Here is a 24,266-nt window from a genome sequence, read left to right as displayed (position 1 = left end):
CGCGCCGTATCCACGGATACCCTTGAGCGGTGACCGACGCCCAAGAGACCGCAGCAGACCTGCGCACCACCACCGGGGGCGGCCCCCCGGACGACGTCGATATTCCGTCCGATGGGCTGCCGATCCCCTTGCTGGAGCCCCGCGAGGGGATCCCTCCGGTCGTCGCCGACGCGGACGCGCTCGCCCGGGTGGTCGCGGCCTTCGCCGCGGGTACCGGACCCGTCGCCGTCGACGCCGAGCGCGCCTCCGGATACCGCTACGGCCAGCGCGCCTACCTCGTACAGCTGCGCCGCGAGGGCGCGGGCTCCGCGCTGATCGACCCGGTGGGCTGCCCCGACCTGTCGGCACTGGGCGAGGCCCTGTCCGGCACCGAGTGGATCCTGCACGCCGCCACCCAGGACCTGCCCTGCCTGCGCGAAATAGGCATGGTGCCCACCTCCCTCTTCGACACCGAGCTGGCCGGCCGCCTGGCGGGCTTCCCCCGGGTCGGACTCGGCGCGATGGTCGAGAGCGTCCTCGGCTACGCGCTGGAGAAGGGGCACTCCGCCGTCGACTGGTCCACCCGGCCGCTGCCCGAGCCGTGGCTGCGCTACGCCGCGCTCGACGTGGAGCTGCTGGTGGACCTGCGGGACGCGCTGGAGAAGGAGCTGGACCGGCAGGGCAAGCTCGACTGGGCCCGGCAGGAGTTCGACGCCATCGCCGCCGCTCCGCCCGCGCCGCCGCGCAAGGACCCGTGGCGCCGGACCTCCGGCATGCACAAGGTGCGCCGGCGCCGGCAGATGGCCGTCGTACGCGAGCTGTGGGAGTCGCGGGACCGGATCGCGCAGCGCCGTGACGTGTCGCCGGGCAAGGTGCTGGGCGACGCCGCGATCATCGAGGCCGCGCTCTCCGTCCCGCTGAACGTGCACGCGCTGTCCGCCCTGCCCGGCTACGGGCAGCGGATGGGCCGGCGCCAGCTGGACCAGTGGATGGCCGCCATCGACCGGGCGAAGGCCCTGCCCGAGAACGAGCTGCCGCAGCCGGGTGCGACCCCGGCCGGTCCCCCGCCGCCGCGCTCCTGGGCCGACAAGGACCCGGCGGCCGCGGCCCGGCTGTCGGCGGCCCGGGCCGCCGTCTCCGAACTGGCGGAGGGGCTGAACCTGCCGCAGGAGAACCTGATCACCCCGGACACCGTCCGCCGGCTGTGCTGGGAACCGCCGCAGCGGCTGGAGGCCGACGCGGTGGCGCAGGCGCTCGCGGGCTACGGCGCCCGCCCGTGGCAGATCGAGCAGGTCACCGACGCGCTGGTCACCGCCCTGGCGGCCACCGCCTGAGGTCCGCGCACCCCGCGCGCAGCCCCCCACGAGCCCCCGGCCCCAGCCGGGGGCTCTGCTCGTATCCGCCTCAGGCCGGGCTCAGGCGGCCGGGGGCAGAGTGTGACCTTCGCCGCTCCGGCCGGAGGGGGTGTCCACATTGGTTACCCGCAAGTAGCATGGGGCAGGTGAGCGCGCGCTCAGTGGCATTCGCCGAGCGCGCCCCCGCGCAGCAGTGCACACCCGCACCTGGAGGAGAGCCAACGTGCCTCGTACCGTCAGGGACGTCGTCTTCGTCGACGGCGTCCGCACCCCGTTCGGCAAGGCGGGCCCGAAGGGCATCTACCACGAGACCCGCGCCGACGACCTCGTCGTGAAGGCGATCCGGGAGCTGCTGCGCCGCAACCCGGACCTGGACCCCGCGAAGATCGACGAGGTCGCCATCGCCGCGACCACGCAGATCGGCGACCAGGGCCTCACGCTGGGCCGTACGGCCGGCATCCTCGCGGGCCTCCCGCAGTCCGTCCCGGGCTACTCCATCGACCGCATGTGCGCCGGCGCGCTCACCGCCGTGACCGCGGTCGCGGGCGGCGTGGCCTTCGGTGCGTACGACGTCGCCCTCGCCGGCGGTGTCGAGCACATGGGCCGCCACCCCATGGGCGAGGGCGTCGACCCGAACCCGCGGTTCGTCTCCGAGAAGCTGGTCGACGAGTCCGCCCTGTTCATGGGCATGACCGCCGAGAACCTGCACGACCGGTACCCGACGATCACCAAGCTCCGCGCCGACGAGTACGCCGTGCGCTCGCAGGAGAAGGCCGCCAAGGCGTACGCCGACGGCAAGATCCAGCAGGACCTGGTCCCGATCTCGGTGCGCAACACCAACGAGGCGGCCGGTGAGACGGGCTGGGGCCTGGTCACCACCGACGAGCCGATGCGCCCGGGCACCACGCTGGAGAACCTGGCCGGCCTGAAGACCCCGTTCCGTACGCACGGCCGGGTCACCGCCGGCAACGCCGCCGGTCTCAACGACGGTGCCACCGCCGCGATCATCGCGTCCGAGGACTTCGCCCGGGAGAACAACCTCCCGGTCAAGATGCGCCTCGTCTCGTACTCCTTCGCGGGTGTCGAGCCGGAGGTCATGGGCTACGGCCCGATCCCGGCCACCGAGAAGGCCCTCGCCCAGGCCGGCCTGTCCATCGAGGACATAGGCCTGTTCGAGGTCAACGAGGCCTTCGCGGTCCAGGTCCTCGCGTTCCTGGAGCACTACGGCATCGCCGACGACGACGCCCGGGTGAACCAGTACGGCGGCGCCATCGCCTTCGGCCACCCGCTCGCCTCCTCGGGCGTGCGCCTGATGACGCAGCTGGCCCGCCAGTTCGAGGAGCAGCCGCACGTCCGCTACGGCCTGACCACCATGTGCGTCGGCTTCGGCATGGGCGCCACGGTCATCTGGGAGAACCCGCACTTCAACACCGAGGGAGACTCCAAGTGAGCACCACCACTGAGCTCCTGAAGGGCGCGGCCGAGCTGTTCCCGGACGAGGTCGTCACGCAGGCGCACGTCCGCCACCTGGACCTGCCCTTCGGCGCCGGGCGCTTCGCGCTCGTCACGCTGGACAACGGCCTGGACCACACCAAGCCGACCACCTTCGGCCCGCAGTCCCTCGCCAACCTGAACGCGGCGATCGACCAGGTCGAGCAGGAGGCCCTCGCGGGCTCCATCGTCGGCGCGGGCATCACCGGCAAGCCCTTCATCTTCGCGGTCGGCGCCGACCTCAAGGGTGTCGAGCTGCTGAAGAAGCACGACGAGGCGCTCGCCATCGGCAAGGGCGGCCACGACGTCTTCAAGCGCCTCGCGGCGCTCGCGGTCCCGACGTTCGCGTACTACAACGGCGCGGCGATGGGCGGCGGTGTCGAGGTCGGTCTGCACTGCACCTACCGCACCGTCTCCAAGGCCATCCCGGCCTTCTCGCTGCCCGAGGTCTTCCTCGGCCTGGTTCCGGGCTGGGGCGGCTGCACCATCCTGCCGAACCTGATCGGTGCGGACCGCGCGGTCTCGGTGATCATCGAGAACTCGCTGAACCAGAACAAGCAGCTGCGCGGCAAGCAGGTCTTCGAGCTCGGCATCGCGGACGCGCTGTTCGAGGGCGCGGACTTCCTGGAGCAGTCGCTGCTCTGGACCGCGAACGTGCTGAACGGCACCACCGAGGTCGTACGGGCCGACGTGGACCGCGCCGAGGGCTGGGACGCGGCGGTCGCCCGCGGCCGCTTCATCGCGGACTCCAAGGTGCACGGCGCCGCCCCGGCCGCCTACCGCGCGCTCGACATCATCGAGGCTGCCAAGGACGGCGACCTGCAGAAGGGCTTCGACGCCGAGGACACCGCGCTCGCGGACCTCATCATGGGCGGCGAACTGCGCTCCGGCATCTACGCCTTCAACCTGGTCCAGAAGCGCGCCAAGCGCCCGGCCGGCGCCCCGGACAAGAACCTGGCCCGCCCGGTCACCAAGGTCGGCGTCGTCGGCGCGGGCCTGATGGCCTCGCAGCTGGCGCTGCTCTTCCTGCGCCGCCTGGAGGTGCCGGTGGTCCTCACCGACATCGACCAGGAGCGCGTGGACAAGGGCGTGGGCTACGTCCACGCCGAGATCCAGAAGCTGCTCGGCAAGGGCCGCATCAACCAGGACAAGGCCAACCGCCTGACCGCCCTGGTGACCGGCGTCCTGGACAAGGCCGAGGGCTTCGCGGACGCGGACTTCATCATCGAGGCCGTGTTCGAGGAGATGTCCGTCAAGCAGAAGGTGTTCGCGGAGGTCGAGGCGGTCGCCCCGGCGCACGCGATCCTCGCCACCAACACCTCCTCGCTGTCGGTGTCGGAGATGGCCTCGAAGCTCCAGCACCCGGAGCGCGTGGTCGGCTTCCACTTCTTCAACCCGGTCGCGATCCTCCCCCTGCTGGAGATCGTCCGCGGCGAGCAGACCGACGACGCCTCGCTGGCCACGGCCTTCGGTGTCGCGCGGAAGCTGAAGAAGACCGCGGTCCTCACCAAGGACGCCCCGGCGTTCGTCGTGAACCGCATCCTGACCCGCTTCATGGGCGAGATCCAGAACGTCATCGACGAGGGCACCCCGGTGGTCACGGCGGAGAAGGCCATCGAGCCGCTCGGCCTGCCGATGTCCCCGCTGGTGCTGCTGGAGCTCGTGGGCCCGGCGATCGGTCTGCACGTGTCCGAGACCCTGAACCGCGCCTTCCCGGAGCGCTTCACGGTCTCCCCGAACCTGGCCGCCGTCGTCAAGGCCGGCAAGCGCGGCTTCTACGTCTACGATTCCGGCAAGCCGGAGCTGGACCCCGAGGTCGCCGCCCTCCTGGTGCAGGGCGATGTCGTCCTGACCGAGGAGCAGGTCCGCGACCGCGTCCTGGACGCGGTGGCGCAGGAGATCGGCCTGATGCTGGAGGAGGGTGTCGTGGCCGAGGCCCAGGACATCGACCTCTGCCTCATCACGGGCGCCGGCTGGCCCTTCCACCTGGGCGGCGTCACGCCGTACCTGGACCGCGAGGGTGTCTCCGAGCGTGTGAACGGCAAGAAGTTCCTGGCCCCGGGCCAGGCGAGCGTCCCGGCGTAACGGGTCGCACCGAGCACGAGTGAAGCGGGCCGTACGGGATCCTTCCCGTACGGCCCGCTTCGCGTTCTTCCGACATCACTTGAGGAAGCGGAAGGACCCCTCGTAGAGCACGTGGTCGGACTCCGGGAAGACCTCGGTCCGCCCCGTGGGGCTGTTGAAGTGCGCCTCCGTGGCGAAGATGTAGTCGATCTTCCGCCCGTCGTCCGCGGTCGGCGCGCCGTTGCGGCACCGGGTCACGGCCGGATCGTCGCAGCGCACCCCGCCGGCCGCGCCCTGGCGGAACCACTCCCGGTCGCTCTCGTCCGCCTCGATGAACCGGCCCCGCGGCTCGTAGGTGTCCTTCTCCCCGCGCGTGTGCGAGTAGAGCCCCGCCAGCGGGGCCTCGTTGGGCTGCTGGTTCAGGTCGCCCGCGAACACCACCGGCACGTCCGGCGGGAACAGTTCGGCGTCGGCGAACCACTCCTGCGCCTGCACGAGCTGGTCCGGCTCGGTCCCGGAGTGCGCACCGCACAGCACGACCCGGCGGAACTTGACCGTCGTGGGCGCGCACAGCACGCCGCGGCGCACCCGCTCGGCGCGGCCCTGGGCCACGTACTCCTCCGAGGTGCTGGCGAAGGGCCGGTACTGCGCCGGGGCCGTCAGCGGCTCGCGGGAGAAGACCGCCAGCCCGTACGAGCTGTCGGAGCCGCAGGCGGGCACGTTGTCGTGCATCTGCGCGTACGCCCCCTCCATCCGCCACCCGCGCACGGAGAGCAGCGCCTGGAGCGCCACGAACTGGGCGTGGCAGATCTCGTTGACGCTCAGCAGGTCGGGCGTGCGGAACTGCACCTGCTCGGCGAGGCGCGCCAGGGAGGTCCCGACGCCCGTGCTCCCTCGGTTCGAGCAGTTCTGGGCCGCCCCGCAGATGTTCCACTCCATCACCCGCAGCAGTTCCCCGGGAGGCTCCGCCTGCTCCTTCACCGTGCCGCTGCGCAGGAGCAGGCCGACGAGGGCCAGCGGAACGAGCGCGAGGGCCAGCGCGAGCTGGTACCGGCGTCTCATACGGTCACGGCGGGCCCCAGCGAGCTGCCGGCCTCCGGTACGAGCTGGCGCCGGACCCGCAGCCGGCCGTCGATGCCGATGACCGCGGCGACCAGGGCCCCCGCGGCGTCGTAGGCGAGGGAGGGCGACTGCGCGAACATGTCGCCGCTCTCCCGCCAGCGGGTGCCGGACGCGTCGACGTCCTGCTCGGGCAGCGACACGCACAGCCGGCCGCCCGAGCTGCGGTGGGCCAGGTACGCCTCGCGGGCGCCGCGCCGCGGGGCCCATACGGCGGCGACCGCGCCGGTGCCGCCGGCGCCGCCCAGCGAGGCTCCGGCGCCGGGCCAGCGGCCGTTCTCGTGCTGGCGGTAGGCCATGACCTGCTGGGTGCCGGCCTCCCGGTAGTAGAGGCAGACCCGGCCGCCCCCGGAGTCCACGGCGTTGATGCCGCCGGTGGCGACGGTGCCCGTGGACAGGGAGCCGTCGTGGGAGAAGGGGCCGCCCACCTCGTTCTGGTACCAGCGGGACACCGAGCCCTTGCCGGGCACGTACACCTCGACCGTGCCCAGTTCCTTGGTGACCGCGATGCCCGCGTCCTGCATGAAGCCGCCGCCCAGGCTCTGCCAGGGCTCCCAGCCGCCGAAGCCGTCCTGGCGGCGCATGGAGATGCCCTGGGCGAAGTCGCGGGCGAAGACGTACAGCCGGCCCGCCCCGTCGACGGCGGCCATCGGGACGCCCAGCTCGCGCTGGCGGCGCAGGTCCTCGTGCGCCCAGTCCGGGTTCTCCAGCGACTGCCAGCCCGTGAAGCCGCTGCCGTCCGGGCTCTGCTGCGTGTGCACGAGGTCGACGGTGACGGTGCCGTTGTCGGCCGTGCGGCGGCGCAGCGCGACCACGTGGGCGGGCCCGCCGGGGGTACCGGCCACCGCGAGGGACGGGGAGATCCAGTCGTCGCCGAGCATGAAGGGGCCCTGCCACTCGCCGGTGGCGGGTCCCGTCTCGGTGTAGAAGGCGAGCCGGCCGCTGAGGACGACGTAGGCGTTCAGGCGTCCGCCGGGACCCAGCCGCAGCCAGTCCGCGGTGGGCGAGAAGCGGTAGGCGCTGCTGCGCATGTGCGTACTGCGGTACGGGTTGGTGCCCAGCTGGCGGTCGCCGCACTGGTGGCAGGTGCCCTGCGGGCAGTGGTCGGAGCCGAGGCCCATGTACACGGAGAGGTAATCGGCCTTCTCGGCCATCTCCATGACGTCGAGGTTCTGCCCCCAGAACCGGTTGGCGTACGCGCGGTAGTACTCGACGACCGGGACGCGCTCCGCGGTCTCCCGGTGGCGCGCCAGGGCCGCCACCGCGAACTGCGTGATGACGGTGTGGTCGAGGTGGTCGGACATCACGAAGTCCTGCTTGCCGCCGTCGTGCTCGGGGTCCGGGTCCATGGTGCGGACGGTGGTGGCCCCGGTCTCGGCGAGCAGCGCGGCCAGACCGGCGATGACCATCTCCCGGGAGACGTGCTGGACCTGCGTCAGCGCGGAGCCCCACACCGGCAGCGTCGCCTGGGTGCGGGTCTGGCCCGTCCACAGCTGGTGGATCCGGGTGCGCATGCCCGCCTCCGTGGGCGCGCCCATGTGCAGCTGGCAGAAGTACATGCGCACGGACGGCACCGCGATGAGCGTGAAGCACTCCACCGCGAAGCCCGGGACGAGTTCGGTGATCTCGCGCCGCCAGGGGCTGTTGCGGTCCCCGGTGGCCATCCGCGCGTAGGCGGAGCGCAGTCCGCAGCCGCGGGCCGTGCTGTACGCGGCGAAGTCCGGCGCGACCGAGCCGCGGCTCTGGTCGTTGACGTCGACGTTGATCCCGTCGCCCTCGCCCGCCGTCAGGACGACGGTGGCGATGCGGTCCCCGTCCTGGAGCGAACGGACCAGGTCCGGGTTCATGAAGTACAGGTCGTCGTCCTGGTGGGCGACGATGTGCAGGATCGAGCGATTGCTGTTCAACGTTCCACCACGTTCATTGCCATGGCTCCGGAGGCGGAGCAGTACGGTCGGACGTGCACCGGACGCACGGGGCTCGCGATCACGAACCGGGGGTCCTCGTCGGTGGCGACGGGCACGGCGGGATAGGCGCAGGAGTTCTTGACGTCGGGGAAGTCCTCGAAGAGGTGGCAGATCCGCACCCGCCTGCGCTCGAACGGGTCGGGCTGGATCCACCAGTCCCAGTCCTCCCAGCGCGCCAGCCGGTCCTCGACGGCCGCGCCCACCGGCAGGACGGCCTGGAAGAAGCGCCCGCCGAAGACCCGGGCGGTGACGGTGAGCTGGGCCTTGTAGTGGCCGCGCCGGGTGAGGACCACCTGCGCGCCGGGCATCAGGTCGAGTGCGCCCAGGAGCACGGCGGACAGCACGATCCCCTCGTCGTCGACCTGGACGGTGGAGACCTCGGCGTGCATGGCCCGGACCACGGTGCGCAGCGTCAGCTTCCCGTTGGGCTGCGCGTAGGGCAGGTTCCACCGCACCGGGCCGTTGCCCGGGTCGCCCAGCAGCCGGGAGCGGGCGCCGATCAGCGTACGGGTGTCGCGGATGCCCGCCTTGACGTGTACGTACTCGCCCCGGCCGGACTCCATCAGCACCTGCCAGCGGCCGTCGCCGAGTTGCACCAGGTCCTCGGGGGTGACGTCCGCCGTGTAGCGGGTGCCGCCGGTGTCCAGCGCGGACCGCCGGGTACCGAGCGGCATGTCGGGGAGCCGGTCCTGGCCCGTCGCGAGGTGGCGCAGCAGGAAGTTCCAGCGGGCGCGGCCCTCCGCGGGGCCGTCCAGGGACAGCAGCAGCCGGTCCGCGTCCTCGGCGGTGGCGTGGCAGACCGCGGTCCGCATGCCGGCGGGCGGGGCCTCGGAGCCGGACACCCGGCCGAGCGGCTTGGCCGCGGGCCGGCGGTAGCGGCCGTCGGCGTCGGACCGGCGCCGGGCCGCGTCCTCGAAGAGCTCGACGTACCGGGTGGCGATCACCGCGGGATCGTAACGGGCGGAGTTGCGCAGGGCCGCGGCGGCCATCCGGCGGCGCAGCGGCGCGTCGGCCATCACCGTGCGCAGCCCGGCCGCGACGGCGTCGGCGTCGCCGTTGGTGACGAGCAGGCCGTCCTCGCCGTGCGTGATGATCTCGCGCGGGCCGACGGGGCAGTCGGTGGAGACCACCGGCAGCCCGCACCGCATGGCTTCGACCAGCGTCATGCCGAAGGACTCGGCGCTGGAGGTGACCACCGCGATGGAGCCCTTGGCCCACTCGGACTCGATCGGGGAGAAGCCGCCCATCAGCAGTACCTGTCCGGCCAGGCCCAGCTGGTGCACCATCGTACGGAGCTTCGGGGCCTCGCCGCCGTCGCCGTAGATGCGCAGCTGCCAGTCGGGGAAGTCCCCGGCGAGCTGGGCGAAGGCCTGGAGCAGCAGGTCGTAGCGCTTGACGTGGTGCATGCGGCCGGCGGTGACGATCACGTTGCGGTGGCCGTCGGCGGGCTCGACCACCGGCCGCGGCACGCTGTTGGGGATCGCCACGACGGGCAGCGCGGACGGTAGCGGGGTGTGCTCCAGGAAGGAGCGGGCGTCCGCGTCGGTGACGGTGGTGACGGCGTCCAGCCTCGGGTACACGCGGGCCATCTCGGCGCGCACGGCCGCCGGGATGGCCAGGTGGGTCATGTGCTCCTGGGCCACCCGCAGCGCCTTGTCGTGCGTGTACTGCGCGACGAACAGGTTGAGGCTGGGCCGGGTGCCGATGACCACGTCCGCGTCGGTCCTGGACAGGTGCTCGATGATCCGCCGGTCGGAGAGCTTGCTGTACTGCTCGTGGAACTCCTCCTGGCGGGGTACGACCGAACCGGGTTCCGTGAGGTCCGGGTGGCCTCGGTCCGCGCCGGTCTTTCCCGGGCGCAGGTCGACCAGCGGGCGCACGGTGACCTGGGGCGAGATCTCGAACTTGGTGCCGCCGTTGGTGCGCCGGAAGACCGAGACGATCTCCACCTCGTGGTCGGCCGACAGGGCCTCGGCGAGGTTGATGACGGTGCGGTTCGTGCCGCCGATCCCGTAGATGTTGTTGATCAGGAAGGAGATTTTCATCGGGCGTGGTACTCCTTCCGCTCGAAGGGGCTGGGTATGGGGAAGTAGGCGTCGAGGAACCCGCGCACCATCCGGGACTGGCGGTCCGCGTCCCGGCCGTCGTCGACCGTGTCGTTGATGCAGAACGCCTGCCGGTCCCGGTGGGCGAGGAGGATGCCGAGGCGCCGCTCGATCTCCGGTTTGTCCAGGGCCAGGTACGCGAACTCGATGTCCGAGGGCACCGCCCGGCCCGTGAAGTACGCGTAGTAGTGGTAGAGCGAGGACGGGATCGAGATGTCGGTGACGCTGCGGAACCGGCTCGCGCTCGTGTCCCGGTGGTGGTCGGCGAACTCCTCCTCTATCTCGAAGAGGATGGAGCGCCGCAGCGGGTACGGGGCGTGGCGCATCTTCTGCACGATGCTGGGGCCGAACCGCTCGGCGATGATCCGCCGGTTGTTCTTCCCGGCCGCGTCCACCGGGCGGTCCTGGGAGCTGACCCGCTGCTGCGGCACCTGGGACGGGGAGAAGAACACCCGGGTCGTGCCGTTCGACAGGAAGAAGGCCTGCGGGGTGACGGGCCGGCCCAGGAACATGTCGTCGTTGAAGTACAGGAAGTGCTCCGAGAGCCCGTCGATGTGGTGCAGGCGGCTCTCGATGGCGTGCGAGTTGAAGGTCGGCAGCGCCTGCGGGTCGGCGAAGATCTCCGAGTGGTCCACCACAGTGATCCGCGGATGGTCCGGGTCGAGCCAGACCGGCCGCTGCCGGTCGGTGACCAGGAAGATGCGGCGCACCCAGGGCGCGTTCTGTTCCAGCGAGCGCAGCGAGTAGCGCAGTTCGTCGCGGCTGATGTAGCGGGCGGGGTTGGCGGACTCCTCGTGGTAGCCGCCGTGCCCGTACTCCCGGCGGCGGCGCTGCCAGGCCGGGTCGTTGCCGTCGACCCAGGTGTAGACGACGTCGATGGGGAAGCGCACGTCCTCGGGCAGGGCGGCGGCGTACGGCTCCAGCGTGCGCACCCTGCGGGTGCGGCGGGTGTGCCGGGAGGCGAATCCGGTGAGCCGGGAGACCGGGACCGTGACGCGCGGGGAGTCCGCGGCCACCTCGTCGGTGACCAGGTTGGGCCGGGGCGCGAGGAGCACGCCCTGGTCGTCGCGCCAGAACTCGATCTCGCTGCCGTACTCCAGGCCGAGCGGCAGCGAGCCGCCCGGGTCCCGCCACACCATGCCCACGCGCAGTACGTCGGCCTCGGCGCCGATCCGGCGGGCCCGGCGGGAGCCGGTCAGGGCGGCGCGCAGCGCCGATTTGGGGGCGTCGCCGCGGGAGAGGTAGACGGGGGCCTGCAGGCCGCTCTCGTCCAGCGCGGCCAGGACCCGTGCGCGGTCCTCGGCCCGGACACCGAAGCAGGCGCGGAAGTCGCTGGCCCCGCGGACGGCGAAGTAGTCGACGCCGGCCCCCTCCAGGGCGGTCACGACGAGTTCGAGGTTGGCCTCGCGCAGGCCGAGCGGCGAGGCGGTCGGCCGGACCAGGGCGATCTGCGCCCCCCGGTCCATCAGCGCGGCGAGCCGCTCGCCCTGGCGGAACAGGTGCGGCCAGCGCCGGCGGGCACGCAGGGCGCGCAGCGCCTGGCTGAGGCCCACGCCCATCTGGAGCCGGCGCAGGAGCCGCTTGACCAGCCCGCGCAGGCGGACCGGGACGCGTCGGGCGAGGCCGCGCCGCAGCGCGACGGGCAGCACGGTGCGGTAGACCGCGACCATCGACGACGCCTCGGGGTTCATCACCGCCACGGACCGCCGCCTGTGGCCTGCCCCGCTTCGGGTTCCGGCGCGGGCCCGGGTTCGGCCGCGGGAGCGGGCTCGGGATCGGGTGCCGCGGCGGGCACCGGCCTCTCGAACGGGCTGGGCACCGGGTAGTAGCGGCGCAGGAACCCCAGCACGGTCCTGGTGCCGCCGGCGGTGCCCGCTTCGGTGCTGCCCAGACCCATCAGGTGCAGCTGCTGCGTGTCCCGGCGCACCAGCAGCCGCTCCAGCAGCCGTGTGATGCGCGGCATCGCGGCGTGCACGGTGAGCGTGGCCTCGCCGGAGGGGTCGGCCAGGGCCGCGACGTGCGCGGCGTGGTGGACCAGGCCGTCGACGGGATGGGTGCCGGGCAGCTCGGAGACGTACTGGCCGTCCGGCGCCCCGTGCCCGCCGGCCCGCTCCGGGGAGATGCCGCCGAGGGCCTCGACGGTGTAGGGCTGGGGGCCGTGCGCGTAGCCGTGCACGACGGCCCGGCCGGTGTGCGCGTACGCCTGCGCGGCCCAGGGCGCCGCGGCCTCCTCGGCGGACCAGCCGCCGCGGCGGGGCCGGGTCCCGCCGAGCGGGGTGAAGTAGTCGAAGGCGCGGACCGGGCGGGCCAGCAGCGCACCGGGCCGGAACAGCAGGAACCGGCCCGCGGCGCCGGGGAGCTGCTGGAGGGCGGGGTCGGTGCCGGCCGCGGCGCCGGCCAGCCGCAGCCGCTCGCTGACCCGGACCCAGCCGGGAACGGGCCGGGAGGCGACGATGTGGACGACGTCGATCCAGGGGGCGTACTGGTGGATCGAGCGCAGCGTGGCACGCAGCAGTGCCTCGGCCCAGGGCTCGGAGTGCTCCCACAGGACGATCGCGTCGACCGGGTAGGTGATCTCCTCGATGCGCTGGACCTCGAAGCCCTCGCGGGTGAGGGTGCGTTCGGCGTCCGCGGCGATGTCGGCGTACCCGGAGAGCCGGTCGTGGGTGATGCTGACGAGGTCCTGCGCCTCGGCGGGTACGACCCGCTGGACGCGGTTGGGGCGCGGGCCGACCAGGCGCGGGGTGGCCAGCTTCGTGTTGTGGGTCCAGAACTCGATCTCCACGCCCTGCTGTTCGCCGATCCACAGCGACCGGGTCGGGTCGGTGCGCAGCCAGTTCAGCCTGATGACCCGGGCCTTCGCGAAGTGCTTCCAGGCCTTCACGTGGCTGCCGGGAACGGCGGCGGTGGACTCGTTGGAGGGGGACACGGAGACGACGTACCCCGTCTGCGCCTCCAGCAGGGCGCGCAGGACACGCCGTACGTCGCCCTTGCGGTCCTGCGGTACGGCGAGGGAGATCCGGCGGTCGTCGAGGGCGGGTACCGCGAACCAGGGGATGTCGGCCGAGTCGAAGGCGGTGGTGACGAGCGCCAGGTCGGTGTGGCGGGCGAAGTCGGTGGTCAGGCCGCGGTGGACGTGGCCGACGCGGCCGTCGACGGCCTTGGCCCGGCCGTCCGGGACGTTGCTGAAGCCGTTCTCGCGCACCCGCTTGACGGCGCGCCGGTGCAGGCGCGACTCCCGGGAGGCCAGGGTGCGGTCCAGCCGCCTCTTGACGTTGCGGCGCACCTGCGGCGGCATCTTGGCCGCCACCGCGCGCAGGGGCAGGGGGACCAGCTTCGCGTAGACCTGGGCGGCGGAGTTCAGGGCATCGGGTTCAGCCATGTCGTGCGCTCCTCAACTCAGTTCGCAGGGGCTGGGGGTCGGGAAGTAGGCGCCGAGGAAGCCGCTGAGGATTTCGGTCTGCGCCTGGAGGTCCTCCGGCGTGGAGTAGGCGTCGTTGAGGCAGAAGGAGTCCTGGCCGCGGCCGTCCAGGAGCCGCTGGAGGCGGTCCGCTAGGTCGTTCACGGACAGCTGGAGGTAGGTGTAGCGCATCGATCCGGGCTGGGCGCGGCCGGTCAGGGCCGCGTAGTACAGGGCGAAGGATGAGGTCGGGGAGAGGTCGGTCATGGCACGGAACCGGCTGGCGGCGGTGCGCTGCCAGGCCTGCGGGAAGTCCGCCTCGGCCTCCTCCATGGCGCTGCGGCGCAGCGCGTAGGGGATGTGCTCCATCGGCTGGGTGATGACGCGGCCGAACCGCTCCAGCAGCAGTGCCCGGTTGTTCTTGCAGGCCGCGTCGACCGGGGTGTCGGTCGGGGCCACGGGCCCCTGGGGGATGCGGTTGCGGGAGGGGAAGTACTTGGCCGTGCCGCCCGGGGTGAAGAAGGTGTGCGGGGTGACCGGGCGGCCGATGAACATGTCGTCGTTGAAGTAGAGGAAGTGCTCGGCCAGACCGGGGATGTGGTGCAGCTGGCTCTCGATGGAGTGCGAGTTGAAGGTGGGCAGGTCGGCCGGGTTGCGGAAGATCTCCCGGTGGCTGACGACCTGGAAGCCGGGCACGTCGGTGCGCATCCAGGCGGGGACCTGATCGTCGGTCACCACGTAGACGTTGCGGATCCACGGGGCGAAGAGGTGCAGGGAGCGGATCGAATAGCGCAGCTCGTCCCGGCTGAGGAAGCGGGCATCGCTGGCGGATTCCGCGTGGTACGCCTCGCCCTTCGCCGCCGCTTTGCGCGCCGCCCAGGCCGGGTCGTCCCCGTCCACCCAGGTGTAGACGGCGTCCACGGGGAATTCGATGTCCTCGACCGTGGGGACCAGGAATTCCGGCCGGGTGGCCAGCTGCGGGGCGGACTGCCGGGGTGTGGCCTCGGATATGAAACGGCTGAACAGGCGCCCGGGGCCCCAGACGTTGGGGCCGTCGGCCGCCACCGAGAAGGCGGTCCGGTTGGGCCGCGGGGCGACCAGCCGGTCCCCCTCGTGCCGCCAGAACTCGACGGCGCAGCCGTACTCGTGCCCGAGCAGCAGGTGGCCCTCGGGGTCGGTCTGGTACCAGCTGGCCTGTACGCCCATGGCCGAGCCCAGCTCGCGCCAGGCCTCGGGGTCGCCGCTGGGCAGCGGGCGCGGGGCGCGCAGCCGCGGTTCGCGCAGCGGGGTCAGGTGGCCGGGGTAGTGGCCCAGGTAGCGGGACAGGCCTTCGAGGAAGCGCGTCCGGTCGTCTTCGAGGACGGCCACCGCGGTGCCGTGGTCGGACTTGCCGCGCACGGCGAACGAGGGGATCCCGAGGTGCTGCAGTAGCTGGGCGACCGCGGCGCGGTTCCATTCCCGGGCGGCGAGCGGGGCGGCGTACGGGTGGACGTAGGCCTCGTCGCCCGATTCCGCGACGAGCAGTCGCGGACGGGGCACCGGCCGGGGGGCGGCCGCCTCCGGCGCCTGGCCCATGCCCGCCCCGGTCTGCATCACGTACTCAGGCATGATGGCCACGCTCAACCTCCCCGCAGTGCTTGGAACCGGACTCTCGCGCTGCAGAGCTCCGATTCAACCGCCGCAAGATATGGAAAGAGTAAACGATTTGTCGACATGGTTGGGAACTCCCCCTGCCCTCAGACGGTCACCCACTCGCCGAGCGTCAGCCCGGAGACCGACGCGTCCTGCCGGGCCACGGCCAGCCGGCCGTCCCCGTCCAGCGAGGCGATGACCAGCCGGCCCAGGGCGTCCGCGGCGGCCGCGGGCTCGCGGATGCCGGTCCCGCCCGTACGCTCCCACCACAGGCCCGCGTTCTCGTGTTCGGTCGGGTACGCGCCGACGGCGACGGCCCCTTCGGCCGAGCGCTGCAGGAGCACCGTGCAGTCGTAGCCGTCGATGGCCATCCGCAGCACGCTGACCCCTTCCCCGCCGGCCGTGCCGAGCGGTGTCGACGCCCGGTCGGTGCGGTACGCATGGAGCATCCGGTCGCGAACGTCACATCCGTAGACGGTGACCCGGCCCGGTCCGGTCGCCAGCGCGGAGATGGCCGTACCCGGCGCCGCGAAGAGCGGCAGCCGGTCGTCGATGACCTCGCGCAGCGCCCCCTCGGCGTTGCGCCGCCAGCGCAGCACCCCGTCGCCGGAGGGCGCGTAGAGCTCGGGGAGCCCCGCGTCGTCGAGCACGGGGGCCAGCCCGTCCTGCACCTCGGAGCCGTTGATGTCCTGCCAGGAGGTCCAGGAGCCGTCGGCCCGCTGGGTGCGGCTGCTGACACCGCGGCCGAAGTTGCGTGCATAGACGTGGAGGCAGCCCTCGGCGTCGACGATGGCCGCGGGCACGCCGACCTCGCGGCCCTTGTCGTGGTTGCCGCCGTTCGGGTTGCCGAGGGAGCGCCACGGCCCCAGCGGCCGGCCGCTCTGGTACTGCACGGCGTGCATGACCTCGACGCGGACCGTTCCGTCGGGCCGCGGGGTGCGCCGCAGGGAGACCAGGTGCACCCAGCCCTGCCCGGTCTGGGCCGCCGCCAGAACGGGCAGCAGCCCGGGCGCGTCCAGCAGTTCGCGCTCGCCCCACTCGGGTCCGCCCGGGGTCCGCTCCGTCCAGCGCGCCAGCCGGCCGCCGAGGACCGCGTACGCCGTGAGCTGCCCGCCGGTGCCCCGGGTCAGCGCGACGCGGCGCCCCGGGTAGCGCACGACGGCCGGAGCCGGACCCGACGGCGCCTCGCAGGGGGCCGGGCAGCGGAAGCACTCGACCGCCACCGGCCGCGCACCGGCTTCGGCCGCACGGTGCACCGCCACCAGCGCGGCCTCGGCGACGGCGGTGTGTTCGGGGTGGTCGGGGCGGGCGGCGCCGGTGTCGTCGCTCCAGCCGGTGTGGTCGGGGTCGGGGTCCAGGGTGCAGACGGTGCCGGGCGCGAACAGCTCCAGGAGCGCGGCCACCCGGTCCACCAGCCCGTCCGGGGCGCCGGGCGCGGGAGGCTCGGCGGGGTCCGCGAAGCAGACTTCGACGTGGGGGGCCTCGGAGAGGGCGAAGACGTCGAGCACCTCGCCGTCCGGCAGGGCCTCGGTCGTACGCCGCCACGTGCCGCCGCGGCCGATGACCCGCAGCAGCCGGTCCCGGTCGGTCCGCCCGCTGCGCGCGAGGCAGGCCACGGTCACGGGGCGGCCCGGTTCCCCGAGGGCGCGGAACAGCTCCGCGGAGGTCGCGCCGAGCGCGTCCGCGGGGTGGGCCAGCACGTGCAGGACGCGGCCGGCGGTGACGGATGCCCGGGCTGCGGTACGGCCGGCGGACGACGGCCGGTCGGCGGCCACCGCCCTGCGGCGGCCCCGCGCCGTGGCGCGTCCGCCCCTCCCCGAACCCCGCGCCACTGCGTTCTCCTGTTGTCGGTGCCGCCCGATGACCGCTGAACACCTTATGCCAGACGAACATTTGAGTGAACACGCGCCCTTTGGCGAGCCCTCCGCGGCGGCCCGCTCAGTAGGCGCCCCAAGCCGTCGCCCCTATAGTTCTCGCTCAAACACCTGTCCAGTTAAGGATTCGACGCGATGACGCAGACGCAGACCGCCACGGCCTCGGGCGAGGGGAAGACCCACCGGGCCGCCCCGCGCAAGCGGCGGCGCGTGCTCAGGATCACCCTGCTGACGCTGGCCGTTCTGATCCTGGGCGCCTCGGGCGCCGGCTGGTGGGCGTACAACCACCTCAACGGCAACATCGACAGCGTCGACCTGGACCAGGCGATCGGCGACGACCGGCCCGCGAAGGTCGTCGCGAACGCGCAGAACATCCTCGTCATCGGATCCGACTCGCGCGCCGGGGCCAACGGCGACCTCGACCACGGCGACGTCAGCGGCGCCCGCTCGGACACCGCGATGCTCGTGCACATACCCGAGGGCCGGGCCAAGGCCACCGCGGTGAGCATCCCGCGCGACACCCTGATAACCCGGCCCGAGTGCAAGGACCGTGACGGCAAGACCATGGGGTCCGCCAACCGGCAGATGTTCAACTCCGTCTACTCCCTCGCCGGCCCGGCCTGTGTCGTCAAGACCGTCGAGCAGATGTCCGGCATCCGCGTGGACCACTTCGTCGAGGTGGACTTCGCCGGCTTCAAGGGCCTGGTCGACGCCCTCGGCGGGGTCACCGTCACCCTGGACAAGCCGATGAGCGGCGCCAAGGGCGGCCTCAAGCTGGACGCGGGCCCGCACCGGCTCGACGGCACCGACTCGCTCAAGTTCGTCCGTACCCGCTACGGCTACGGGGACGGCAGCGACCTCGGACGCATAGGCCTCCAGCAGAAGTTCATGATGGCGATGCTGAGCGAGATCAAGAAGCAGGACGCCCTCGGCAACCCGGCCCGCCTCTACAAGCTCGCCGACGCGGGCACCAAGTCGCTGACCACCGACTCCGAGCTCGGCTCCCTCAAGGGCCTGTCCGACTTCGCGCAGAGCATGAAGGGCGTGGACCCGGAGACGATGGAGACCATCATGCTGCCGGTCGCCTACGACAAGGTCGACAAGAACCGCGTCATCGTCGCCGAGCCGCAGGCCGGCCAGCTGTGGGAGGCCCTGCGCAACGACAAGAAGGTCCCCGATTCCGCGAAGGACTCCCCCGCCAAGGGCTGACGGGGGAGTTCTCCGGCACTAGGCACTAGAACTCGGCGTCCCTGCCGAGGCGGCCGAGGCGGCTGTTGTGGCGGCCGTACAGGAAGTAGACGACGAAGCCGATCGCCATCCAGATCCCGAAGCGCACCCAGGTCTCGGCCGGCAGGTTGAGCATCAGCCAGACCGAGGCGGCGATCGACAGGATCGGGACCAGCGGCACCAGCGGGGTACGGAAGGACCGGTGCAGGTCGGGGCGGGTGCGGCGCAGGATGATCACGCCGAGCGCCACGACCACGAAGGCGAAGAGCGTACCGATGTTCACCAGCGTCGCGAGCTCGTTGATGCTGGTGAACCCGGCGACGATCGCGATGACCACGCCCAGCAGGATCGTCGGCCGGTACGGGGTGCGGAACTTCGGGTGCGTCCGCGAGAAGAAGCGCGGCAGCAGGCCGTCACGGCTCATCGCGAAGAACACGCGGGTCTGGCCCAGCAGCAGGATCATGCAGACCGTGGTCAGGCCCACGGCGGCGCCGAAGCTGATGATGCCGCCGTACACGGGATGCCCGGCGGACTTGAAGGCGTCGGCCAGCGGGGCGCTCACCGACAGCTCCGAGTAGTGCTGCATGCCGGTCACCACGAGCGAGACCGCCACGTACAGCACCGTGCAGATGAGCAGCGAGCCGAGGATGCCGCGCGGCATGTCCCGCTGCGGCAGCTTGGTCTCCTCGGCGGCCGTGGCCACGACGTCGAAGCCGATGAAGGCGAAGAAGACGACGGAGGCGGCCGTGAAGATGCCCATGACGCCGAAGTTGGTGGGCTCGTAGCCGAAGATCAGCTGGACGAGCGGTGCGTCGAGCCCCGAGCCGCCCTTCTGGGGCACGGCCTCGGGGATGAAGGGCTTGTAGTTGCTGCCCTTGATGAAGAAGAGTCCGGCGATGATCACGATGAGCACCACCGTGACCTTGATCGCGACGACCACGGCGGTGATCCGGGCCGAGAGCTTCACCCCGACCACCAGGATCGCGGTGAGCACCAGGACCAGGACGAAGGCCAGCAGGTCGAAGGTGCCGCCCGCCACGTCGGGCCCCTGTAGGGAGGCCGGCAGATGGATGCCGGCGTTGTCCATCAGCGAGCGGACGTAGCCCGACCAGCCGACCGCCACGACGGCGGTGCCCAGGGCGAACTCCAGCACCAGGTCCCAGCCGATGATCCAGGCCGGCAGCTCGCCGATCGAGGCGTACGAGAAGGTGTACGCCGATCCGGCGACCGGCACGGTCGAGGCGAACTCCGCGTAGCAGAGGGCGGCGAGCGCGCACACCACGCCCGCGGCCACGAAGGCCAGGGCGGTGGCGGGTCCGGCGGTCTCCTTGGCGACCTTGCCGGTGAGGACGAAGATGCCGGTGCCGATGATGACGCCGACGCCGAAAACGGTCAGGTCCCAGGCGGAGAGCGACTTCCGGAGCGCGTGTTCCGGCTCCTCCGTGTCGCGGATGGACTGCTCCACCGATTTCGTGCGGAAGGGACTGTTCAGATCCGTACTCACCGACGCACCTCCGAACAGGTGGCGTACGTACGCGAACGGGCCGGGAGGCCCACCCCTCAAGGGTGATCTCCCGGCCCGTGACGTGCAACCGCGCGGTGTTCCATTGGCCGATTGCGGCCGATCGCGGCCGATCGGCTAGTCGACGGCGGCGGCCGGCTCGCTTTCGTAGCGCCCGTCCAGCTTGGCGACGAGACCGGTGACCTGTCGGGCGATGTCCGGCGCGGTCAGCCCGATCTCGGCCATGACCTCCTTGCGGGAGGCGTGGTCGAGGAAGCGCTGCGGAATGCCGAAGTCACGCAGCGGTACGTCGACACCGGCGTCCCGCAGGGCCTGCGAGACGGCGGAGCCGACACCGCCGGCGCGGCTGTTGTCCTCGACAGTGACGACCACGCGGTGGCGGTCGGCGAGCGGGGCCAGGGCCTCGTCCACCGGCTTGACCCAGCGGGGGTCGACCACGGTGGTGGTGATGCCCTGCTTGTCGAGCAGGTCGGCGATCTCCAGGCACATCGGGGCGAGCGCGCCGACCGAGACGAGCAGTACGTCCGGCCGGGTGACCTCGTCGGCCGGGGTGCGCAGCACGTCCATGCCGCCGATCCGGCCGACGGCCGGGACGGCCGGGCCGACGACGCCCTTGGAGAAGCGCACGACCGTCGGCGCGTCCTTCACCTGGACGGCCTCGTTCAGCTGGGCGCGCAGCTGCTCGGCGTCGCGCGGGGCGGCGAGGCGCAGGCCCGGGACGACCTGGAGGATGGACATGTCCCACATGCCGTTGTGGGAGGCGCCGTCGGTACCGGTGACACCGGCCCGGTCCAGGACGAAGGTGACGCCGCACTTGTGCAGGGCCACGTCCATCAGGACCTGGTCGAAGGCGCGGTTGAGGAAGGTCGCGTACACCGCGAAGACCGGGTGGGCGCCGCCGGTGGCCAGGCCCGCCGCCGAGGTGGCGCCGTGCTGCTCGGCGATGCCGACGTCGAAGATCCGGTCCGGGTAGGCGTCCGCGAACTTCTTCAGGCCGACCGGCTGGAGCATGGCCGCGGTGATCGCGACGATGTCCTCGCGCTCCTTGCCGAGCCTGACCATTTCGTCGGCGAAGACGGAGGTCCAGCTGGCGGCGTCGGTGGAGACCGGCAGGCCGGTGTCCGGGTGGATCACGCCGACCGCGTGGAAGCGGTCCGCCTCGTCCTGGACGGCGGGCTCGTAGCCGCGGCCCTTCTGGGTGAGGCAGTGCACGATGACCGGGCCGCTGAAGCGCTTGGCGCGCGTGAGGGCGGACTCCAGGGCCTCGATGTCGTGGCCGTCGATGGGGCCGATGTACTTCAGACCCAGGTCCTCGAACATGCCCTGCGGGGCGATGAAGTCCTTGAGGCCCTTCTTGGCGCCGTGCAGGGTCTCGTAGAGGGGCTTCCCGACGACCGGGGTGCGCTCCAGGAGGTCCTTGCCGCGGGCCAGGAAGCGCTCGTAGCCGTCCGTGGTGCGCAGGGTCGCCAGGTGGTTCGCGAGGCCGCCGATGGTGGGGCCGTACGAGCGCTCGTTGTCGTTGACGACGATCACCAGCGGGCGGTCCTTGGCGGCGGCGATGTTGTTCAGCGCCTCCCAGGCCATTCCGCCGGTGAGCGCGCCGTCGCCGATGACGGCGGCGACGTGGTGGTCCTCGCGGCCGAGCACCTCGTTGGCCTTGGCGATGCCGTCGGCCCAGCCCAGGACGGTGGAGGCGTGCGAGTTCTCGATCACGTCGTGGTCGGACTCGGCGCGCGAGGGGTAGCCGGACAGGCCGCCCTTCGAGCGCAGGTTGCCGAAGTCCTGGCGGCCGGTGAGCAGCTTGTGGACGTAGGCCTGGTGGCCGGTGTCGAAGAGGACCTTGTCCTTGGGCGAGTCGAAGACCCGGTGCAGGGCGATCGTCAGTTCGACCACACCGAGGTTGGGGCCGAGGTGCCCGCCGGTCTTGGAGACGGCGTCGACGAGGAAGGACCTGATCTCGGCGGCGAGCTGGTTGAGCTCCTCCTGGCTGAGCCGGTCCAGATCGCGCGGTCCCTTGATGCGGGTCAGCAGCACCCGTGCCTCCTTGCAGTTGCTTGCTGGTCTGTCGAGTCTAATGTTCCGCTCGCGGCGGGCATCATCGGGCGGTCCCGGTCGGGTCACACCTTTGTCATACCTGTACACGCCGGCGTGAGGTCACACACCCCAAACGGGCGTATACCCGCACACCTGCACGCACGTATGTACGCACAGGTGCCCGGCGCCACACGGAGTGGCACCGGGCACTGTGACGGGTCTTACCGCCGGGTCACGCCTCCGGGCGCGCGGTCAGGCGCGTCCGGCCGACTTCTGGGTCTTGCGAGTGATCGAGTCGATGACCACGGTGGCCAGCAGTACCGCACCGGTGATCATGTACTGGATCGGCGTCGCGATTCCCTCCAGGGCCAGACCGTACTGGATGGAGGTGATGACCATAACGCCGAGGAGGGCGTTCCAGGTCCGGCCGCGGCCGCCGAAGAGGCTGGTGCCGCCGATCACGGCCGCCGCGATCACGTTCATCAGCAGGTCGCCGGCGCCGGCGCTCTGGTTGGCCGCCGCGATCTTGGAGGCCCAGAAGAGCCCGCCGATGGCGGCGAAGGTGCCGGCGATGGCGAAGACCGCGATGCGGACGCCGTTGACGCTGATGCCCGCACGGCGCGAGGCCTCGACGCTGCCGCCGAGTGCGAAAACGTTTCGGCCGAACGAGGTGCGGCGCAGCACGAAGTCAGTGCCGACCAGGGCCAGCACGAACAGCACCACCGCGAGCGGCAGGCCCTTGTACTGGTTGAACACCACGGCGGGACCGAAGGTGAACACCGCGAGCAGGCCGGTGCGCAGCAGGATCTCGACGAGCGGCCGGGAGGGGACCCCCGCCGCCTCGCGGCGCCGCGCGTCGCTGAACGATGCGAGGAAGTAGCCGGCCACCGCGACCGCGGCCAGCCCGTAGCCCACGGCCACGTCCGAGAAGTAGTACGTGGTGAGCTGGCCCACCACGCCCTCGGAGTCGAGGTTGATCGTGCCGTTGCTGCCGAGGATCTGCAGCATGGCGCCGGACCAGAAGAGCAGGCCCGAAAGAGTGACGGCGAAGGCCGGCGCGCCGATCCTCGCGAAGAAGAAGCCGTGGATGGAGCCGATCAGGGCACCGCCCGCGATGGCCGCGAGGATCGCCAGCCACTCGTTCACGCCGTGGGTGACGGCGAGGACGGCCACGATGGCACCCGAGACGCCGCTGACCGAGCCGACCGAGAGGTCGATCTCGCCGAGCAGCAGCACGAAGATGATGCCGACGGCCATCATGCCGGTGGCGACCATCGTGATCGCGATGTTGGTGAGGTTCTCCGGGGAGAGGAAGTTCGAGTTCAGCGTCTGGAAGATGGTCCAGATGATGATCAGGCCGAGGACGACCGGTACGGAGCCCAGGTCACCGGCCTTGAGCTTGCGGCCGAACTCGTTCACGTAGCCGGCCAGGCCCTGCTCGCGGACGAGCAGTCGGGGGTCGACGGCCGGGATGGCGTCCGGCGCGGCGGCCGGGTTGACCGGGTCGATGTGCTCCGTCTGGCCGGCCGGGTCCTTGCCCAGCGGGCCGGCGGGAGGGTTCTGGGTGCTCACTTGCGGGCCTCCCCGGTGCGGGCCGCCCGGCGGGTCACGGCGTTGTCCGTGGCACCGGTGATGGCGGAGATGATCTCTTCCTGCGAGGTGTCGGCGACGCTGAAGACACCGTTGTTGCGGCCCAGCCGCAGCACCGCCACCTTGTCGGCGACGGCCTTCACATCGGCCATGTTGTGGCTGATGAGGATGACCGCGTGGCCGCGCTCGCGCAGCCGCTCCACCAGGTCGAGGACCTGTGCGGTCTGCTCGACGCCGAGGGCGGCGGTGGGCTCGTCGAGGATCACGAGCTGGGGCTCTCCCAGCATCGAGCGGGCGATCGCCACGGTCTGGCGCTGGCCGCCGGAGAGCGAGGCGATGGGGATGCGGACACTGGGGATCCGGATGGACAGGGTGGTCAGGAGCTCGCGGGCGCGGCGCTCCATCTCCACCTCGTCCAGGACACCGCGGCGCTTGAGCTCGCGGCCCAGGAAGAGGTTGCCGACGACATCGATGTTGTCGCACAGCGCGAGGTCCTGGTAGACCGTCGCGATGCCCAGGTTCTGGGCGTCGTGGGGCTTGGTGATCGTGACCGGGCGGCCCTCCCACTCGATGACGCCGTCATCGATGGGGTGCACGCCGGCAATCGTCTTGACCAGCGTGGACTTACCGGCGCCGTTGTCGCCGACGAGGGCGACCACCTCGCCGGAGTGGATCTCGAGTTCTACGTCGGTGAGGGCCTGAACGGCGCCGAACCGCTTCGAGACCCCTCGCAACGCCAGCACGGGCGCAGCGGACACATGAACCATCTCCTTCGCCGCCTGACCGGCGGGGATGTCGTGCAAAAGAGCAGGAGCGGGGTGAACGGGGGAATCAGACAAGGGGGGAAGAGAAGCGTTTCTGTGCCGGCGCCCCGCCGGTGGCGGGAAGTTGGGGGCGGGGCGCCGGA

General features: G+C 71.8%; 15 protein-coding genes. 4 read left to right on the top strand and 11 right to left on the bottom strand.

Annotation, left to right across the window (positions count from 1 at the left end; all coding sequences use genetic code 11):
* Positions 1-29: 29 nt before the first annotated feature.
* The 3 genes from ACZ7GJ_RS00465 to ACZ7GJ_RS00455 all read left to right on the top strand — a co-directional run bounded on the left by ACZ7GJ_RS00465 (position 30) and on the right by ACZ7GJ_RS00455 (position 4,910).
* On the top strand, positions 30-1,313 hold the full coding sequence (locus ACZ7GJ_RS00465; protein WP_470747933.1) for an HRDC domain-containing protein: 1,284 nt from the start codon (positions 30-32) through the stop codon (positions 1,311-1,313).
* Positions 1,314-1,557: 244 nt separating this feature from the next.
* The gene (locus ACZ7GJ_RS00460) at positions 1,558-2,784 is read left to right on the top strand and encodes a thiolase family protein (RefSeq protein WP_365920624.1); all 1,227 of its coding nucleotides are present in this window, start codon (positions 1,558-1,560) and stop codon (positions 2,782-2,784) included.
* Entirely contained in the window at positions 2,781-4,910 is a 2,130-nt protein-coding gene (locus tag ACZ7GJ_RS00455; RefSeq protein ID WP_470747931.1) for a 3-hydroxyacyl-CoA dehydrogenase NAD-binding domain-containing protein, read from the top strand. Before ACZ7GJ_RS00460 ends, ACZ7GJ_RS00455 begins: the two co-directional genes overlap by 4 nt.
* A 75-nt stretch (positions 4,911-4,985) precedes the next feature.
* Here the strand turns inward: ACZ7GJ_RS00455 and ACZ7GJ_RS00450 are convergent, their stop codons facing one another.
* From ACZ7GJ_RS00450 to ACZ7GJ_RS00420, 7 genes are all read right to left on the bottom strand, one after another.
* Positions 4,986-5,951, bottom strand: coding sequence for an endonuclease/exonuclease/phosphatase family protein (locus ACZ7GJ_RS00450; RefSeq protein ID WP_470747929.1), 966 nt, complete (start codon positions 5,949-5,951; stop codon positions 4,986-4,988).
* A complete protein-coding gene (locus tag ACZ7GJ_RS00445; RefSeq protein WP_470747927.1) occupies positions 5,948-7,915 on the bottom strand; it encodes a PIG-L family deacetylase in 1,968 nt (655 codons plus the stop codon). Before ACZ7GJ_RS00445 ends, ACZ7GJ_RS00450 begins: the two co-directional genes overlap by 4 nt.
* Complete coding sequence (locus ACZ7GJ_RS00440; protein WP_470747925.1) at positions 7,912-10,020, bottom strand: glycosyltransferase family 4 protein; 2,109 nt, start codon at positions 10,018-10,020, stop codon at positions 7,912-7,914. Before ACZ7GJ_RS00440 ends, ACZ7GJ_RS00445 begins: the two co-directional genes overlap by 4 nt.
* Positions 10,017-11,771: a stealth conserved region 3 domain-containing protein gene (locus ACZ7GJ_RS00435; protein ID WP_470748708.1), complete on the bottom strand. Its 1,755-nt coding sequence runs from the start codon at positions 11,769-11,771 to the stop codon at positions 10,017-10,019. The genes ACZ7GJ_RS00440 and ACZ7GJ_RS00435 overlap by 4 nt, the downstream gene beginning before the upstream one ends.
* Positions 11,771-13,462 (bottom strand): sugar phosphotransferase, encoded by a 1,692-nt coding sequence (locus ACZ7GJ_RS00430; RefSeq protein ID WP_470747923.1) that lies wholly within the window; start codon positions 13,460-13,462, stop codon positions 11,771-11,773. Before ACZ7GJ_RS00430 ends, ACZ7GJ_RS00435 begins: the two co-directional genes overlap by 1 nt.
* Positions 13,463-13,474: 12 nt before the next feature.
* Positions 13,475-15,088 (bottom strand): stealth family protein, encoded by a 1,614-nt coding sequence (locus tag ACZ7GJ_RS00425; protein ID WP_470748706.1) that lies wholly within the window; start codon positions 15,086-15,088, stop codon positions 13,475-13,477.
* Positions 15,089-15,216: 128 nt separating this feature from the next.
* Positions 15,217-16,944 (bottom strand): PLL family lectin, encoded by a 1,728-nt coding sequence (locus ACZ7GJ_RS00420; protein ID WP_470747921.1) that lies wholly within the window; start codon positions 16,942-16,944, stop codon positions 15,217-15,219.
* Between the two features lie 177 nt (positions 16,945-17,121).
* Between ACZ7GJ_RS00420 and ACZ7GJ_RS00415 the strand changes: the two genes are divergently transcribed.
* Positions 17,122-18,195, top strand: coding sequence for an LCP family protein (locus ACZ7GJ_RS00415; protein WP_470747919.1), 1,074 nt, complete (start codon positions 17,122-17,124; stop codon positions 18,193-18,195).
* 25 nt (positions 18,196-18,220) lie between these two features.
* Here ACZ7GJ_RS00415 and ACZ7GJ_RS00410 read toward each other — a convergent pair whose 3' ends face one another.
* The 4 genes from ACZ7GJ_RS00410 to ACZ7GJ_RS00395 form a co-directional block, all read right to left on the bottom strand.
* Positions 18,221-19,717, bottom strand: a complete 1,497-nt coding sequence (locus ACZ7GJ_RS00410) for an amino acid permease (RefSeq protein ID WP_470747917.1) — start codon at positions 19,715-19,717, stop codon at positions 18,221-18,223.
* 135 nt (positions 19,718-19,852) lie between these two features.
* Positions 19,853-21,769: a 1-deoxy-D-xylulose-5-phosphate synthase gene (dxs, locus tag ACZ7GJ_RS00405; protein WP_470747915.1), complete on the bottom strand. Its 1,917-nt coding sequence runs from the start codon at positions 21,767-21,769 to the stop codon at positions 19,853-19,855.
* A gap of 252 nt (positions 21,770-22,021) precedes the next feature.
* Positions 22,022-23,278 carry a sugar ABC transporter permease gene (locus ACZ7GJ_RS00400; RefSeq protein WP_470748704.1) on the bottom strand — a complete coding sequence of 419 codons (1,257 nt, stop codon included), beginning with the start codon at positions 23,276-23,278 and terminating at the stop codon, positions 22,022-22,024.
* Positions 23,279-23,337: 59 nt separating this feature from the next.
* Complete coding sequence (locus ACZ7GJ_RS00395; RefSeq protein WP_365920600.1) at positions 23,338-24,126, bottom strand: ATP-binding cassette domain-containing protein; 789 nt, start codon at positions 24,124-24,126, stop codon at positions 23,338-23,340.
* Positions 24,127-24,266: the final 140 nt, after the last annotated feature.

The sequence above is a fragment of the Streptomyces sp. NPDC037242 genome (assembly GCF_055604165.1).
This window is presented reverse-complemented; position numbering and strand designations above follow the sequence as displayed.